The sequence below is a fragment of the Candidatus Glomeribacter gigasporarum BEG34 genome (assembly GCF_000227585.1).
Taxonomy (GTDB): Bacteria; Pseudomonadota; Gammaproteobacteria; order Burkholderiales; family Burkholderiaceae; genus Glomeribacter; species Glomeribacter gigasporarum_B.
Genome location: NZ_CAFB01000037.1, coordinates 1 through 16,704, shown reverse-complemented (window position 1 = coordinate 16,704; position 16,704 = coordinate 1). Strand labels below are relative to the sequence as shown.

Genomic DNA, 16,704 nt, shown 5'->3' with positions numbered 1-16,704 from the left:
CACAGCCGCGCAGCCATTTCTGACATGCCCGCTTATCAGGGCCATACTTTGCTGGAGCTCGTCATCGCGCTTGCGCTGGGACTGATCTTGACGTGCACAGGCTTATCCTTATATCAAAGCCAGCATGTCGCCTCTGAACGCATGGAAGAACGCGCGCGGATGACGGAAGCCGGTTTTGCGGCATTGCATCTGCTCAGCGCTCATTTACGTCTGTCGGGCTTTTCAGCGCCTCCGGGCGCCCCATTTGGCGCGGCCCTGTTCGGTTGCAGTGCGGGGCGTCCGGTCAGCGCGAACAATTCAAGCGGGGGTTCCGTATGCCAGCCGGATCGCGCCATCCGCTCGGATAGTCTCGAAGTGCGGTACGTCGCAGATTCAATTTCAACCTGGCCGGCTTCAAATGGAAAACCCACCGATTGCCTGGGCCAGGCGATTCCTGCAACGCAAACGCCTGAATCCTCACGCGCATTCGCCATCAATCGCTTTTTTGTCCGTAAAAGCCCAGCGAGCGGCCAAAACGAGTTGTCTTGCGAAGGCAGCGGGCGGCGCGGTGTAGCGCAACCGCTTGTCGAGGGGATTGAACATTTAAGCGTCCGTTACCAATTGGCCGGTTCCGAGGAATGGCTGGATGCAAGAGCGCTGCAGCCCGAACAGTGGAACACCGTCATGGCGGTTGAACTTTGCGTACAGGTCAGCGGGACGCGATCTGCAACGCCGCTCTCCTATCTGGATTGCGATGGCGCGCGCGCAACGCCGCCCGATGCGCGGCTCCGGCAGACGTTCACACGGCAAATTGCGCTGCGAAATCAGTTGCTCCGGAAATGATTTTTAAAACTGGCGACACGCCTGTATGAAATGACTTTATGCAGATGCGCAGACATCAGACGGGGGCAACGCTGCTCATCGTATTGTTTTTAATTGCCATCCTGCAATTACTGGCGGTTGCAACGCTCAATCGCATCACCCTTCAGACGCGCATCGCCGCCAATACAAGCGATGGAATACAAGCCTTTCATGCCGCAGATGCCGGCGTACTGCTGTGCGCGCGCCGCTTTGAACAGGAGGGCAATATTCCCGTGCATGAATGGCCGGGACGCGAAGAACCGACTTATTGGCGCACGCCAGTGGCATTTGAAGGGGCTGCGCCAGCGGCATTTGAGATTGCGGCCTCATGGCCGCATTCGATCAAACCGCCTCAATGCCTGGTTGAAGTCTGGTCGCCTGTGCCTTCTGAAGAGAAGATGATGGCTTTAATCACGACGCGCGGATTTGGCTCCACGATGAATGCGCAGGCATGGCAACAGTTGATCATGGAAAGAGGACATCCAAAAGAAGGCCGTAATTGGCGCTCAGTGGCGGCGCGGCCGTATTGATATGGATAGAAAGCATGCGGCGTAAGAACGATATAAAGGGCATGAGCCTGCTTGAACTCGTGATTGTGCTCGCCATCGTTGCCATATTAAGCGCCTATGCAATCCCGGCCTATCAAAGCTACATCCGGCGCGGACATCGCAGCGCGGTTTGCACAGCGCTCTATCGGGCTGCACAGGCAGTTGAGCAAATGCTTGCCGAGCGAAGCGCGACAGGAGAACGAATGAAATTACCTTCCAGTCTGAACCAGTCTCCGCCGGATACAAAAGCAGTCTATCGTCTGCGCCTGCAGGTCCGGAATCCAAACAATGGACACTACACGATTGAGGCTGATCCCGTTGAAACGGGTCCCATGAGGGATGATGGATGCGGCAGTTATGTGCTGGATGCAAACGGGCAACGTTCAAACCGGATCAATGGCGAGCTTAGCGTTGACAGAGTTGCGCAATGCTGGGAAGGAAAGTGAACAAAGAATGTTTATCCTGGACGGTGCGTTTTGGCCGAGCGCAATATATGCACCCCTTGCCAAAACGCAAGGCCGAAAACGCTCCAGTAAATAAGGGATTTTGCCCGCTTCACCCTGTTTAAAAGTACCGTGCGCGCTGGAGTTGCCCATAAGATGGAAAAGAGGATTCCCAGGATTGGATGCCGTTCCAGGGAACCGCCAAGCCAGCTCGCTGGCCGCACAGGCCAGCGCAACAGCCATTGCCTGAATGTGTTCAGGGAGGCGAATTTCGCGCCGAGTTCGGTGCGCGCCTGCGCAAACTGGGCGCGTTCAACGGCGGCGCGGTCCAACAGCCGCTTTTTGCGGCTTTCAAGGTCTTCCCGGCGAATGGGAGACTGTAAACGACCGGTCTGCTGAATCATTGGAAGAGAGGGAAGGATGAAAAACAAGGGCCAAGGCTAAGGGTCTGCTCTACTGCGATTCTGTCAATGCTTTGCAATCCTTTGCAAATTCCGCGCACGTTGCCGAGAAAAATGGCGGCGCGGTGCGAATCCTTGCGCGGACTCTGAATGCGCACAACACCGCGATGACGGAATACATGGCCGTCAATATTGCGAGTACTTGCCAGCGATAGCGCTCCCAGAATACGGTTACAATCAGCGCCGTGAGCGTCATCAGCGAAAGCATGCCGAACACCGCTGCCGTCAGGCAAATACAGATATTTGTAAACAGACGCTCTTTTTCTTCGGAAAGTTCGATGCTTATCAGCTCAAGGCGCGTCCGCGCCAGAGCGCACACTGCGCCGAACATGCGTTTGAGCGGACTCCGTTGGCGTTTCATTTGCGGTTGATCAAGAGCCCGAGTAAAACGCCTATGCACACGGCAATGCCCGCTGACTGCCAGGGATGCCGGTGAACATAGCCATCCGTTGCATAAGTCATCTGCTTACCTCTCTCGACGATGGTCCCTTGTACTTCAGCAGCTCTATCTTTTGCAAGCTTGAGCTGCGCAAACGCTTTCTCGCACAGTTCTTGCGCGCGCTCGCCCGTTGCATTCGCCGCCTCTTTTAGAGTTTCTTCTGTATCCGACAGAGCGCTTTTGATATTTGCCATCCCTTTCTCCTTATCAGTTGCCATGAACGTTCATACCACAATTCTTGCAAGCAATATGCCCTATGCACAAAGTGCCAGACATTATCAGCGTTCAGTATAGTCTTTCTTTCCACGGAAACAAAGCAGACCCGGCGCGAGCGAAGAACCGCGCCGGCGCACATTTTAATCTAAAAATAAATAAACATACTTTTCTACAATGCATTTCCTTCCAAAGAACTTATCCGGTTTTTTATATCATTTCGCCCTGAAATTTCGCGGACAGATTATTGCCGCTCAATTATGCGCCTTTGCCTGGACGATCAATTCAACATTATGGCCATATTTAATCAAGAATCTGATCGATGCGATGAAAAATTATCGTCCCGCACTGGATTCTTTTACTTCGATATTTGTGCCGATATTCAGTTCAATGGTGGGTTTATGGATAATAGCAAGCTGCATGTTCCGCGCGCGGGGTTTGCTGTTTGCCTGGATTGTGCCGCGTTTTGAAGAGCAGGTGCGTCTGGGCGTTTTTGATTATTTATTGCAGCATTCCCACCGTTTCTTTCAGGAACAGATGGCGGGTAATCTGGCCAATAAAATTGCGGATATTGCGCAGCGCCCGGCAAGAATTTTTCATCTGACAAATAATTTTTTTATTCCGACAGTACTGGCTGCCCTCATCACAGCGGTTGTTTTCTCCCGGATAAGCTTTGTATCCGCCATTATTTTTATTGTGTGGGTAAGCGCCCATACTGGAATTTGCCTATATTTCGCGCCCCGGTGTAACGCGCTCTCGGAGACTCATGCGCAAACGCGCAGCCGTCTGCAGGGAAGAATCGTGGATGTGATTCACAATATGCTCAATGTGCGCATTTTTGTGCGCCAGAGATTTGAACATCAGCAGCTCCTGCCGTTGCTGCAACGGGATCGTATCCAACAAAACCAGGCGCTGCTTTGTTCAGAAAAAATGCTGCTATGTCTGGACGCCGCCTGTTTCGTACTGCACTTCGGGCTGCAAATGGGCCTGGCGTTCTTCTTTTGGCATCGCGGTGATTTAACAATGGGCAGCGTCGTGCTGATTCTGAATACGACTGTAAATATCGAGATTATGGCTTTTTTATCCGCAATGGAATTGCCCAATCTGTTCAGGGAGATTGGGGTTTGCCAGCAGGCCCTTTCCTTTATCCAGACCGAGCCGGAAATCAAGGATAATCCTCAGGCAGCGCCATTGCGCGTTGCGCGCGGAAGAATTGAATTTGAGCGCCTTAGCTTTGCTTATCAGGCGCAGCCCGTTTTATTCAAGGAAATATCGCTCGTTTTGCAAGCCGGGCAAAAAACCGGGCTGGTCGGCTTATCCGGAGGAGGCAAGAGCACTTTTGTGCATTTAATTTTGCGGCATTACGATCTTCAGTCCGGGCGGATTTTGATTGACGGACAGGATATCCGGCATGTGACCCAAACTTCATTGCACGAGCAGATCAGTTTTATTCCACAGGAACCTATCTTGTTTCACCGCGACTTAATGGAAAATATCCGCTATGGGAAACCCGATGCCAGCGATGAAGCGGTGTTTGAGGCAGCGCGCCGCGCGCATTGCGATTCATTCATCATGCAATTGCCACATGGATATCAAACGCAAGTGGGCGAGCGCGGCACAAAATTATCGGGCGGGCAACGCCAGAGAATTGCGATTGCACGCGCTTTATTGAAAGATGCGCCGATTCTGATTCTGGATGAAGCAACTTCTGCGCTGGATTCCATCACCGAAAAGGCCATTCAGAATAGCCTGGCCGATTTGATGCAGGGGCGCACCGCCATTGTGATTGCACACCGCCTTTCAACCCTGGCTAAGATGGACCGGCTTCTGGTATTGCAAAATGGGAAGCTCATCGAAGACGGCACCCATCGCGAATTGCTCGCCGCCGGGGAACATTACGCGGCCTTATGGCGGATGCAGAGCGGAGGTTTTCTGCCGAGTTGAAAATGCTCTAGCGCTATGTCTGATTCCATTTCTCCTGTCTCGCCCGAACCCGCCGCGCGCGGGTTCGGGCGCGCTTTGATGCTCTGGTTTGGTATCACCCTCACCGCGGCGGGCGTCATCGGCGCGCTGCTGATTTCATACGCGCTGGTGGTGATGGTGCCAAAGCTGCCGTCGCTGGATGCGCTGATCAATTACCGCCCCGCCGTGCCGCTGCGCATCTATACCGCGGATCATGTGCTGATTGGAGAATTCGGCGTGCAGCGACGCCAGCCCGTGCGTTTACAGCACATTCCGGATGTGATGAAAAAAGCGGTGCTGGCAATTGAAGATGCGCGTTTTTACGCGCACGGCGGCGTTGATTATCTTGGCATTGTGCGCGCCGGTCTCGCAGACCTCGTACATGGCGGCGCATCGCAGGGCGCGAGCACGATTACGATGCAGCTCGCGCGTAATTTCTTTCTGACAAGCGAAAAAACCTATACGCGCAAATTATACGAGGCGCTGCTGGCGTGGCGGATTGAGTCGGCGCTGAGCAAAGACCAGATTCTTGAGATTTATATGAACCAGATTTATCTGGGGCAACGCGCCTATGGCTTTGCGGTTGCGGCGCGCGTGTATTTCGGCAAGGAACTGAAAGAGATCACGCTGGCCCAGGCGGCGATGCTGGCCGGCCTGCCCAAAGCGCCATCCGCATTCAACCCAATTGTGAACCCAGTTCGGGCCAAAGCCAGACAAGCGTATATCCTGAAGCGGATGCTTGGCCTGCGCTATATCGATCAAGCGCAATATGAAACCGCGTTGAACGAGAATCTGAATCTCAAGGGTCTTGGCAAAGAGTTCCGCGTGCCCGCGCAGTACGTCGCCGAAATGGTGCGAAACATCATGGTGGCGCAATACAGGGACGAAGCTTATACGCGCGGCCTGAGCGTCGTCACAACGATCCATTCAGCGGACCAGATCGCCGCCTATCATGCGGTGCGCCGCGGCGTGCTCACGTATGAGCGGCGGCGCCATTACCGCGGGCCGGAAGCGTTTATTGAGTTGCCGGATACGCCCCAGGCGCGCGACCGGGCCATTGAAAACGCGCTGCTGGACTATCGCGACGATGACGAGCTGCTTCCTGCCGTCGTTGTATCCGCAAGCCCAAGATCTGTTCAAGCCAAATTATTGAGCGGTGAGACGCTGAGCATTCGCGACCAGCGCCTGGGTTCTGTCTCCGACGCGCTCCTGGCGCGCGCGCCGGACGCAATCCGCATCCGGCCTGGCGCTGTCATCCGGGTGCGGAAAGACGCGCAGGGCGCGTGGTCGATCACCCAATTGCCGCAACTCGAAGGCGCGCTGATTTCAATCACGCCGCAGGACGGCGCAATCCGCGCGCTGGTCGGCGGCTTTGATTTCAATAAAAACAAATTTAACCATGTGACCCAAGCATGGCGGCAGCCGGGTTCAAGCTTTAAGCCCTTCATTTACTCGGCGGCGCTTGAAAAAGGTTTTGGGCCGGCCACAATCATCAACGACGCGCCCTTATTTTTCAGCGCCGCGCAGACCGGCGGACAGCCCTGGGCGCCAAAAAATATCGGCGGCATTTATGATGGTCCGATTACGCTGCGTACCGCGCTCAAAAGATCGAAGAATATGGTGTCGGTCCGCATCCTGAACGTCATCCGTCCTAAATACACACAAAAATTTCTCACCCGTTTTGGTTTCTACGCTTCGAAGCAACCCGCGTATCTACCGATGGCGCTCGGTGCGGGAGAGGTCACGCCAATGCAAATGGCGGTCGGCTATGCCGTATTCGCTAACGGCGGCTACCGGGTCAATCCTTATTTGATTCTGGAAGTCAGCGACCAGAGCGGCGCAGTGATTTCGCGCGCGCAACCACTGGTTGCCGGGAAAGACGCGCCGCGCGCGATTGACGAGCGCAACGCCTGGCTGATGACAAATCTGCTGCAATCCGCTGCGCAACATGGCACCGGCGCGCGCACCAATGTACTCAAACGCAGCGACCTTGCCGGCAAAACCGGCACGACAAATGATTCAAAGGATGTATGGTTCGCGGGTTTTCAGCGCACGCTCGCCGCAGTCACCTGGATGGGGTATGACCAGCCGAAAGACCTGGGCAAAGGGGCCGTCGGGGCCGCGCTGGCGCTGCCCATCTGGATCGATTACATGGGGCCTGCGCTGCGCGGCATCCCCCAATATCCTTATCCGCGCCCGGAAACAGGCATTGTCGAAATCGGCGGCGAGTTTTATTTTGATGATTTCACGCCCGGACATGGTTTTATCAGAGGCGTCGACGTGAGTCTGGCACCGCTGCCGGAGAGCGACGGCGCAAAACCCGATTTATCGCAAGCTGGGCAGACGGACGAGCTGGCTTCATGAGGCGATGACTACACTGCCTTCCGGAATTCGTGATGGAAGCGTATCGGTGCGCCCGGAGGAATCAGGGCCAACAAGCACTCCGCGCCGATTGATCCCAACGCGGATTAAATCATCCGTCATCGATTCCGACAAATAGCCAATCAATCCAGGCGGCGCAGCGGTGCGGTACACGTAAACCCGGCTGGAAGCCAATACATGCCCCATATTCCAGCTTTTTAAAAACCAGGACGGCAAGGCAAGCGCGGATTCGTCAACCGTGCCATTGAAGTCCGGGTGCACGCGAGCGTAATGCTGCACCGCGTTCAGATAGATGCGCATCCGGTCGCCCGTAATCGCCGCTTCTGCGTCGGCCTGTGCATTGGCGGCCTGTTGCTGAATATGCACCGTATATCCGCTCAGGCACATCAGCAGCATGATGAGCGGGATCAGCATCCACATCTTAAAACTTGTCCAAAAACTTATTGCGCGGGCTTATCAAGCCCTGCATCAACGACTCGCAGAATGCGCTGGTCCTTTAAAAGCAGAAAGTCCAGCTCCGGCGCACGGTTGGCAATCCATTGCAGCGCATCCAGAAAAGAACCGGTATATGCAGCCGGATGAACGGTTTGAACGGCGCGGAGTGCGCGCCATTCCAGCGTTCGATAGCCCGCCTGGCTCACCCAGCGCTCCAGGTTGCCGCGCAGGGATTGGCTCGCTGTGAGCGTCCATGTGCGCGGCGGACGATCGCGTATTGCCGCGGGCACTGCAGCAGCGTTTGCATTGGCATCCAGAGTAGAAGGATGGGGCGTAGCGGTTGCAATGGGGCGTATTGCAACAGGCGCGTCCTCATCGATATAAAACGCTGCCCAGGCCGCGCGCGCGCTGAACAATGCAGTCATCAGGAACAGATAGACGCGAGCAGGCATGGCAGATATCCAATTTTCATCAATCCATTGCCTGATATCAAAACGCATCCGCGAAAAGCGCGCAATCCCCCAAATGGCCGACTGGACGCGGCAGCCCGCAAAAAACTACTCTGCCGCAATACCATGACTCCGGGCCACGGTTCTGATGGAGACTGTCTGCCCCCCGAATCCGGATAGCGCCGCCCTGCCGCCCTCGACGCTGCAGCAACGCGCGCAGCAGCGCAAACTGGAAGGGTTGCGGCGCGATTTCGGACCCCTTTGTCTACAATTGCTCGATACGCCGGATGTGATCGAGTTAATGCTCAATCCGGACGGGCGCATCTGGATCGATCAACTGGGTATTGGAATGAAAGACACGGGATATCGAATGCCGCGCGCGCAGGCCGAGAAACTGCTTGGCGATCTTGCCGCCATGCTGGATACGGAACTGACCCGTGAAAAACCGATTCTGGAAGGAGAGTTGCCGCTCGATGGCAGCCGTTTTGAAGGTCTGATTCCGCCAGTGGTTGTGCAGCCTGTTTTTTCAATCCGGAAAAGAGCGGCGCTAGTGTTCACGCTGGAAGATTATGAGCAGCAAGGCATTCTGAGCTGTTTTGACGACCGGCTCAATCAACACCATTGTGCATCGCCCAGTTTCGCCGATTCGGTACGCGGCAAATCGCATCGCGATGTGATCCGGCTCGCGGTTCAACAGCGCAAAAATATTCTGGTGATTGGCTCAACGGGTTCGGGCAAAACCACGCTGGTCAACGCCATTTTGCATGCGATCTGCCAGCTCACGCCTGAGCATCGCATCATCTTGATCGAAGACACGGGCGAGATTCAATGCGCGGCGGAGAATGCCGTCGCGCTGCGCGCCTATCCGGGCGACGCTCGACGCGATATCGCCGCGCTGCTCAGAGCAACGATGCGCCTGCGTCCAGACCGGATCATTGTTGGAGAAGTGCGCGATGGCGCCGCGCTGGCGTTGCTGAAGATGTGGAATACCGGCCATCCGGGCGGGCTGGCGACAATTCACGCAAACGATTGCGAGCATGGACTGGTGCGCATGCAGCAACTGATTGATGAAAACGCGGGCATCACTGCAAATCCGCATGTCATTGCGCACTCGATTGATTTATGCATTTTTATCGAGAAGGAAGCGTCCATTGCAGCAGGCAGAAAAGTAAAGCAGGTGGCGCTGGTCGAGCGGTACGACGAAACGCGCCAGAAGTATGTGGTTCGACAGATTTAATTGTTTTCTTATTCATTCAACCTAGAGCATTTCTCAGTGAGATTGCTACTTTCGCGAGCGCGAAGTGACACAGTGCAAGCCGCTGAAAAATGCTCTAATTCTTGTGGAGAAAAACCATGCCTATCCCGTCACACTTCAATGCAGCGCGCCATGCCGTTCATCGCTTATGGGCGAGAATGTGGAGCGTCCTGATATTCAGCCTTTATGCCGGATTGACGATTGCGCAAAAAGCGGACGATGCCTCCCCAGGCGGTGGAGGGAATGCGCCTTGGGAATCCGTGTTATGCAATATCGCGCACTGGTTTCAAGGCCCGACGCCGATCGCGGTCGGCACGATTGCCTTCGGCGTTGCGGGCGCGAGTTTTATGTTTGGCGAAGAACTCACCGGCATTTTAAAAAAAACCGTCAATATCACGATGGGAACCTGTTTGTCGGTGGGCGGCGTGACCTTCCTCGGCTGGATTGCCGAAAAGACGAACGCAGTCGCGTGCACAGTCTAGAACGCAGAAGCGACACAGGGAAAATCACTGAAAAATGCTCTAAGCAGCGATGAGCGAGCAGAATCCACACAATCCATTCACCCCGGTTCCCATTCATGCCTCAGGCGTGCGGCCTCTGACGTTTATGGGCGGTGAGCGCACGCCCGTTTTGGCTGGATTGTTCTTTTGTTTCTACTGCGCTTTTTTTATTTCACTGCGCTATCGCGTATGGATTGGCGTGCCCGTTGGTGTCGTCCTATGGATGGGGTGGCTGGCGATGACGCGCGCGATGACAAAAGCAGATCCGCAGATGTGGCAAATATTGCGGCGTCACCGGAGCTATCGGGCATTTTATCCGGCGCGCGGCCGGTTGAATGCGCCGGGCCCCGTTTATAGAGACTTCAAGTAAAAATGCAGGGCTTCTGGTTCACGCTGATGCTGGGGATCGGCGGCGCGGTTGGATATGCGCTTGCGGCGGGCCGTTTTGGCATGCGCAAGGAATATCGCGATGAAGCGCAAGGCTTGGCTGACCTGTTGCGCTATGCAAGACCAATCGAGCCGGGCATTCTGCTTGGCAAAGGTGGCGAGCTGATCGCCGGTTTTTTCTATCGCGGCACAGATACCGAATCGGCCAGTCATGGCGAACTGGAAGCGATAGCAGCGCGGCTCAACGATATTCTGCGTCAGTTCGGTTCGGGCTGGATGCTGCATATCGACGCCAACCGCATCCCTGTACTGGATGCGCCTGAGCAGAGCGGATTTTCATCGACCATTGCAAGTCTGATGGACCAGGAGCGCACGCGCCAATACAGCCAGGAAGGCGCGCATTTTGAGAGCCGCTATGCCCTGATTCTGACGTATCTGCCGCCGTTGCAGGTGCACAGTCAAGCCAACGCCTTAATGTTTGACAAAAGCGCAGAATTAGAGACGCGCGCTGCCGCGCTGCAAGATCAAATCATCGCCCGCTTCAAAGATCAGCTCAGCCAGTGCGCGGTGCAGTTGAGCGCCCTTTTCGACGGATTTACGCGCATGGGCGAGCAGTCAACGGTCCATCCTGCCGACGGCTCAGCCGTTGTCGTTGACCATCTGGCAAGCTATCTGCACTACTGCGCCACAGGCATTGTGCAATCCATCGTCAAACCCGCGGCGGGCGTGTTTTACGACACATTGATTGGCAGCCAGGACTTTGTGGGCGGCAATACGCCGCGAGTCGGGCGCAAGCACATCCGGCCAATCGCGATTGAAGGCTTTCCAGCGGCGAGCGCGCCAGCGATGCTCGCGGCGTTGAACGAATGGCCGCTTGCGTACCGCTGGAGTACGCGCTTTGTCTTTATGGACGCGGAAGAAGGCAAAAGCGCGCTGGCTAAATTGCGCAAAAAATGGCGCCAGAAAGTGCGTGGTCTCCACGACCAGCTGCTGAGCACAGCGCGCGGCCCGCTGGATCAGGATGCGCTGGCAATGGAAGCCGATGCGCAGACCGCGATGTCCGAAGCCGGCGCCGGCCTGGTGCGCTATGGTCATTACACCAGCGTGATCGTATTGATGGACGAAGATGAGACGCGCCTGAAACAGAACGTCGAAGATGTGATCGCAGCGATCCGCGCGCTGGGTTTTGCCGCGCGGATCGAAGATGTAAACGCGGTGGAAGCCTTTTTGGGCACATTGCCCGGACACGGTTACGAGAATGTGCGCCGGCCGATTCTGCATACGCTGAATCTGGCGCATCTGCTGCCGACCACGGCGGTTTGGCCGGGGCTGGCATCTAATCCATGCCCTTTTTATCCGCCCAACAGCCCGCCGTTGCTGCTTGCGAAAACCAGCGGCCATACCCCGTTTCGCTTCAATCTGCATGCTGACGACGTGGGACATACTTTAATGATGGGCCCGACCGGCGCTGGAAAATCGACCCATCTCGCATTGATTGAAGCCTCGTTTCTGCGTTACCCGCGCGCCAGAATCTGCAAATTTGACAAAGGTTATTCGTCCTTTGCGCTGTGTCATGCACTGGGCGGCGCGTATTACGACATCGGCAATATCGATGGCGCAGGGATGGGCTTTTGTCCGCTGCGGCATGTCGACCAACCGATGGAGTCTTTGTGGGCGGAAGAGTATCTTGAGACCTTGCTGAGCTTACAGGGATTCAAGGCGCTGCCCGCGCACCGGAATATCGTGCGGCGCGCATTGCGCGTATTGGGCGAAGGCGATGCAGATCGCCGCTCGATGACCGAATTCGTCCAGCAAGTGCAGGATATCGCGCTGCGGCAGGCGCTGGAGTCTTATACGCTCGCGGGCGGCAATCCCATCCTGGATGATACTGATGATCGATGCGCGCTCGACGCTCCATATCTCATTTTCGAGATGGAACATCTGATGGAGATGGGCGAAAAATACGCAACCCCAGTGCTACTGTATCTGTTTCATTGCATCGAACGCAATCTGGACGGCGCGCCGACGCTATTGGTGCTCGATGAAGCCTGGTTAATGCTCAGGCATCCGCTTTTTCAGGAAAAAATCCGCGCCTGGCTCAAAACGCTGCGTAAGGCCAACTGCGCAGTGGTATTTGCGACTCAGTCGATTTCCGACGTCGGGACAAGCGCGTTACGGGATGTGCTGTATGAAAGCTGTCCGACCAAGATTCTGCTCGCCAATCCTGAAGTCAATGGCAACGAAGAATGCGCTGAACATTATCGCGCGCTGGGCCTGAATCCGCGCCAGATTGATTTGATCGGGCATATGGTGAAAAAGCGGGACTATTACTATTTATCGCCGCTCGGACGCCGCAAATATCAGCTCGGCCTTGGGCCGCTGTGTCTGGCGTTCACAGGCGCATCGGGCAAAGACGATATCGCGCAGGCGCGGCGGTTGATGCAAAGCCACGGCCCGCGCTGGACGGTGGAGTGGCTCAGGCATTGCAATCAGCATAAAGAATGGGGCAAAGGTCGTTTGACGGAATGGATTGAGGCGCTGGAGCGGCACAGTGCAAGCCGCTGAAAAAGGCTCCAAAAAAATTGATCGAATGGCCTAGTCGCACAACGCGCAGCATCAAAATAGACTGGGTCATATGCGCTCTTCATCCTTTCTTAGAGCATTTTTCAGTCGATTTGCCCAAGGAGCGAGCGCGAAGACAGTATGCACAATACGGCGAGCGCGAAGCGACACAGGGAAAATCACTGAAAAATGCTCTAAATCCGTATTCGTTCTGTTCGCGCTGCTCGCATTACGGGCGGGCCGCGCGAGCATTTTTGCGACTGAGCCGACTCAGATTCTGAACAATATTGAATTAGTGGCCTCCTATGCCGAACAGGCCGAGCAGACGCTGGCGCAAATCAACCAATACCAGCTGATGCTGCGCAACCTGATGCGAATCACGCCGGATACGCTCCTTTCCGAAGCCGCGCAACAATTATGGCGCGACCATGATATGTCAGCCGCGTTCAAGGATTTACACACGCTGATCAAGGCGGGACGCAAACTTGAAATGACCGCCCGCAATACCCGCCGGATATTTCGGGATCTGCATCCAGGCTACGGCTCAGCGTTCGACTTCAAGCATGCCTATCAGAACAGCTCGAACAATACATTGAACGCGCTTGAACGCGCGCTCACAGTAACGGGCGCTCAGGCACAGCATTTCGGCAATGAAGCGCAATTAATCCAACGTTTGCAGACACGCTCGCAAACGGCGCAAGGGCAAATGCAGGCGCTCCAGGCGGGGAATGAGATCGGCGTGGCATTGCTCGGTCAGATGCAGCAGTTGCGGCAACTCCAAATGGCGCAATTGCAGGCGCACGCGCACTTTATCGCCGCGCAGCAGGATGCCTCCGACGCGCAACATCACGGTGCCGAACGGATATTCGGCGCAATACACAGTCCGCGCGTGCTGCCATTGCATTCTGCAAAGACGCGCTCCGCGATGTATGAATGAGCACATGCACCCGCTGGATGGTGCAGCGCGGCTGGCGCGCCGCGCTGCGGTTTTGCTGATCTTCATCAGCGCGCCGCTGGTCGCGTGCGCGCAAGACCGGTTTTCGTTCCTGAATGCAGTGAATACCCGGTTTGGGGTTTTGCAGCAGAGCTGGTACGCCATCATCAGTATCTACGCGCAGCGCTTATTTTGGGGATTGGCGGCGATTGATTTCGGATGGACGGCACTCACGCTTATCCTTGACCAAAATGACCTCCTGGAATTCTTCGGCGTTCTGGTGCGCAAGATCATCACGCTGGGATTCTTTTTTGGCCTGCTCAAAATGGCGGGCGTCTGGATTCCGGACATCATCGATTCTTTTCGGAGAATTGGCGCCGCCGCGGGCGCGGTGCCCGCAACCACCACGCCGGATGGCGTGGTCAATGAAGGTTATGAGCTGGCGCTCGGCGCTTTTCAGGCGATGCGCGAATTAGGCGTGCTCGATGCCATTGCGGTCGTTTTACCCGTGGTCCTGCTCGCGGTGCTGATCTTTCTTGCCTTTCTGCTGATTGCGGCGCAATTACTGGTCACGCAGATTGAATCGTATCTGTGCATCGGCGCGGGCGTGATTCTGCTCGGCTTTGGCGGCGCGCGCTGGACAGAAGATATTGCGGCGACCTATATGCGCTATGCCCTTTTAGTGGGCCTTAAGCTGATGATTCTGTATCTGGTGATTGGTGCGGGCCAGACCTTGTTCGACGGGCTCAAACTGGACCCCAATCATCTGATTCACAGTTGTCTGGCCGTTGCGGGCAGCGCGCTGGTGTATGCCTATCTGACGACCCAAGTCCCTGCGATGGTGCGCGCCATGCTGCTTGACACGTCGAGCCTCTTCGGAGAAGGCGTTCCGCGCGCGGCGCTCAGAACAGGAGCGGCCGTTGCGCTGGCCAGCGGGTCCGCTGCCATTGCAGGCGTTAAAGCGCTCTATCGCAGATATGCCTCTACGGCCTCTTCAGAGCATGAATTGACACAGGCAGTCAATGTGGAGCGGCATTTAAAACATCGGCCTGAACTGTATCGCGCACAGGATGAGGCACAGATAGGCGCCCGGACTGGAACGCATCTGGACAGTTTAGGGTTGCCGCATCGGACTTTAGGATCCAAACCGCATCCGGCGCCGCCCAGAGATTCTTAAATGTTCAGTTTGCAGAAGTGGATAGCGTCCCGTTTTTCCGCGCGCAAAAAGGCGGCGCCGCCAGATATGGCAAGTCAGACGCCGCGCCGGAAAATCCCGCGCTCTCCTTTCTTGCGCGCCCATAGCGGAGCGCAGGACGACCGCTATATGAATCTGTCGATTGCAACGCGCAACTGGCAACTGGCCTGGCAAATCACGGCGGCGATTCTCGCAGTATCGGTCGCGTTCAATGGCTATTACATGATGTCAAGCAAATTCGTGCCCTATGTGATTGCAGTGGACAAACTGGGCGCGGTGATTTCGGTTGGAACCGCGAACCGGGCGCATCCGATGGATGACGCGCGCGTCATACGCGAACAAATGATCCGCTGGGTTGAATATGCGCGCCTGATTGTCGCGGATTCGGAGGCGCAGAAACGTTTTATGCACTGGGTCTACGCGCGGGTGCAGAGCGAAAGCGCCGCGAAACGCGCGCTGGATCGCTTTGTATATCAGCGCAAACCTTTTGCAACGGCGGCGCAGCGCACGATTGACGCGCATGTCACGCTGGCATTGCCCATCTCAAAACGCAGTTACCAGGTGGAGTGGACTGAAACCCTGCATTTGCCGAATGGCGATGTAATACGCACAGAGCGCTGGAAGGGACTGCTCAGCTATCGCATCGCACCGCTTTCTACCGATGAGGCCATTCGCGCCAACGGCGCGGGGTTTTTTATTACGCAATTTAGCTGGTCGAAGGTTCTGGACTGAGTGATGCAGCGTTGGACTCAACTTTTGCGCATGGCGATCTGGATTTGGCTTGTAGCAAGCGCGCCCGCGCGGGCAGATCGTCAGCGGTTTTTGACGCAGCGGGATGCAGTTGCCGCACAGGCCGAAGCATGGCGGCAGAATGGGATTGCAAAGCCGATCTTGTCGGACGACGGACGTATTCTGTATCCCTATGGTCAAACAATGCCAAAACTGATCTGTACGCTGCTGCGCGCCTGCGATATTCAGCTCGAACCCGGCGAGCGGCTGACTGGAAAACCGGTTGCGGGCGATACCGTGCGCTGGCTGATGAGCAAACAGGTCTCAGGAACCGGCGCGCAGGCGGTCACGCACATCATTGTCAAGCCGACAGATGTGAATATCGACACCAATCTGATTATTACGACCGACCGGCGCACGTATCAAATCGCCCTCTATTCCAGTCCAAACAAGAAAAGTTATCTGCATGCCATCGGCTGGTACTATCCGGAAGATGTCGCGCAGCAATGGGACGAGTCGGCCAGCATCGAAGCCGAGCGTCAACGCGCGCGGGAACGTCTGGTCGCGGCCACATTATCCGCCGGCTCCATTGAAAAACTTGATTTTTCCTATGCGATCAGCGGCGATGCCAAGGTGCACTTCAAGCCGGTGCGCGTCTATAACAATGGCGAGAAAGTCTATATCCAACTGCCTGAGGCGGTGAAAACCGGCGAGGCGCCGGTACTGTTTTTACTGGGGCCGGACAATCGGCCCCAGATTGCCAATTACCGGGTCAAGACGCCGACCTTGTATGAAGTGGACAAATTATTCGAGCGCGCCGTTCTTGTCGTGGGGACGGGCGGAGAAGAACAGAAAGTGAGCATCCGCTGGACAAAGAATGAACGCGCTTTTCAATGGCCGTGGTCGCGAGGGCATTAAGTGACAGGCGTTCAGATGAAAGGCGCGCTCACGGGTGTCACTCGGCTCTCCT

General features: G+C 55.8%; 18 protein-coding genes. 13 read left to right on the top strand and 5 right to left on the bottom strand.

Features of this window, described 5'->3' with window-relative positions:
• Positions 1-24 precede the first annotated feature (24 nt).
• The 3 genes from CAGGBEG34_RS02265 to CAGGBEG34_RS02255 are packed head-to-tail and all read left to right on the top strand — an operon-like array spanning position 25 to position 1,834.
• Entirely contained in the window at positions 25-822 is a 798-nt protein-coding gene (locus CAGGBEG34_RS02265; protein WP_042687827.1) for a PilW family protein, read from the top strand.
• A 38-nt stretch (positions 823-860) separates the two neighbouring features.
• Positions 861-1,370, top strand: a complete 510-nt coding sequence (locus tag CAGGBEG34_RS02260; RefSeq protein WP_006682261.1) for a pilus assembly PilX family protein — start codon at positions 861-863, stop codon at positions 1,368-1,370.
• Between the two features lie 14 nt (positions 1,371-1,384).
• On the top strand, positions 1,385-1,834 hold the full coding sequence (locus CAGGBEG34_RS02255) for a type IV pilin protein (protein ID WP_006682260.1): 450 nt from the start codon (positions 1,385-1,387) through the stop codon (positions 1,832-1,834).
• Positions 1,835-1,845: 11 nt separating this feature from the next.
• On the opposite strand, the gene CAGGBEG34_RS02250 is transcribed toward CAGGBEG34_RS02255, so the two are convergent.
• From CAGGBEG34_RS02250 to CAGGBEG34_RS02240, 3 genes are read right to left on the bottom strand one after another with little or no spacing between them, the layout of a single operon-like run.
• A complete protein-coding gene (locus tag CAGGBEG34_RS02250) occupies positions 1,846-2,235 on the bottom strand; it encodes a hypothetical protein (RefSeq protein ID WP_042687755.1) in 390 nt (129 codons plus the stop codon).
• Between the two features lie 49 nt (positions 2,236-2,284).
• A complete protein-coding gene (locus CAGGBEG34_RS02245; protein ID WP_042687752.1) occupies positions 2,285-2,653 on the bottom strand; it encodes a phage holin family protein in 369 nt (122 codons plus the stop codon).
• Entirely contained in the window at positions 2,650-2,949 is a 300-nt protein-coding gene (locus CAGGBEG34_RS02240; protein WP_006682258.1) for an ElaB/YgaM/YqjD family protein, read from the bottom strand. Before CAGGBEG34_RS02240 ends, CAGGBEG34_RS02245 begins: the two co-directional genes overlap by 4 nt.
• A gap of 172 nt (positions 2,950-3,121) precedes the next feature.
• Between CAGGBEG34_RS02240 and CAGGBEG34_RS02235 the strand changes: the two genes are divergently transcribed.
• Together CAGGBEG34_RS02235 and CAGGBEG34_RS02230 are read left to right on the top strand one after the other, a co-directional pair.
• Entirely contained in the window at positions 3,122-4,888 is a 1,767-nt protein-coding gene (locus tag CAGGBEG34_RS02235; RefSeq protein WP_006682257.1) for an ABC transporter ATP-binding protein, read from the top strand.
• Between the two features lie 15 nt (positions 4,889-4,903).
• Positions 4,904-7,270: a penicillin-binding protein 1A gene (locus tag CAGGBEG34_RS02230; protein WP_006682256.1), complete on the top strand. Its 2,367-nt coding sequence runs from the start codon at positions 4,904-4,906 to the stop codon at positions 7,268-7,270.
• On the opposite strand, the gene pilM is transcribed toward CAGGBEG34_RS02230, so the two are convergent.
• Together pilM and CAGGBEG34_RS02220 are read right to left on the bottom strand one after the other, a co-directional pair.
• The gene (gene pilM, locus CAGGBEG34_RS02225; RefSeq protein ID WP_203224824.1) at positions 7,265-7,702 is read right to left on the bottom strand and encodes a type IV pilus biogenesis protein PilM; all 438 of its coding nucleotides are present in this window, start codon (positions 7,700-7,702) and stop codon (positions 7,265-7,267) included. The genes CAGGBEG34_RS02230 and pilM overlap by 6 nt on opposite strands.
• Before the next feature lie 26 nt (positions 7,703-7,728).
• Positions 7,729-8,175 (bottom strand): TcpQ domain-containing protein, encoded by a 447-nt coding sequence (locus CAGGBEG34_RS02220; protein WP_006682254.1) that lies wholly within the window; start codon positions 8,173-8,175, stop codon positions 7,729-7,731.
• Between the two features lie 145 nt (positions 8,176-8,320).
• Between CAGGBEG34_RS02220 and CAGGBEG34_RS02215 the strand changes: the two genes are divergently transcribed.
• The 8 genes from CAGGBEG34_RS02215 (at position 8,321) to trbG (ending at position 16,652) form a co-directional block, all read left to right on the top strand.
• Entirely contained in the window at positions 8,321-9,409 is a 1,089-nt protein-coding gene (locus CAGGBEG34_RS02215; protein ID WP_006682253.1) for an ATPase, T2SS/T4P/T4SS family, read from the top strand.
• 116 nt (positions 9,410-9,525) lie between these two features.
• Positions 9,526-9,909 (top strand): TrbC/VirB2 family type IV secretion system protein, encoded by a 384-nt coding sequence (locus tag CAGGBEG34_RS02210; protein ID WP_081463718.1) that lies wholly within the window; start codon positions 9,526-9,528, stop codon positions 9,907-9,909.
• Positions 9,910-9,958: 49 nt separating this feature from the next.
• Positions 9,959-10,297: a conjugal transfer protein TrbD gene (gene trbD / locus CAGGBEG34_RS02205; RefSeq protein WP_006682251.1), complete on the top strand. Its 339-nt coding sequence runs from the start codon at positions 9,959-9,961 to the stop codon at positions 10,295-10,297.
• 2 nt (positions 10,298-10,299) lie between these two features.
• Entirely contained in the window at positions 10,300-12,879 is a 2,580-nt protein-coding gene (locus CAGGBEG34_RS02200) for a VirB4 family type IV secretion/conjugal transfer ATPase (RefSeq protein WP_006682250.1), read from the top strand.
• A 70-nt stretch (positions 12,880-12,949) separates the two neighbouring features.
• Positions 12,950-13,813 carry a TrbJ/VirB5 family protein gene (locus tag CAGGBEG34_RS10955; RefSeq protein ID WP_042687744.1) on the top strand — a complete coding sequence of 288 codons (864 nt, stop codon included), beginning with the start codon at positions 12,950-12,952 and terminating at the stop codon, positions 13,811-13,813.
• Between the two features lie 4 nt (positions 13,814-13,817).
• The gene (trbL, locus tag CAGGBEG34_RS02190; RefSeq protein ID WP_006682248.1) at positions 13,818-14,987 is read left to right on the top strand and encodes a P-type conjugative transfer protein TrbL; all 1,170 of its coding nucleotides are present in this window, start codon (positions 13,818-13,820) and stop codon (positions 14,985-14,987) included.
• On the top strand, positions 14,988-15,737 hold the full coding sequence (locus CAGGBEG34_RS02185; protein ID WP_006682247.1) for a VirB8 family type IV secretion system protein: 750 nt from the start codon (positions 14,988-14,990) through the stop codon (positions 15,735-15,737).
• A 3-nt stretch (positions 15,738-15,740) separates the two neighbouring features.
• Entirely contained in the window at positions 15,741-16,652 is a 912-nt protein-coding gene (gene trbG, locus CAGGBEG34_RS02180; protein ID WP_050009289.1) for a P-type conjugative transfer protein TrbG, read from the top strand.
• The last annotated feature ends 52 nt before the right edge of the window (positions 16,653-16,704 follow it).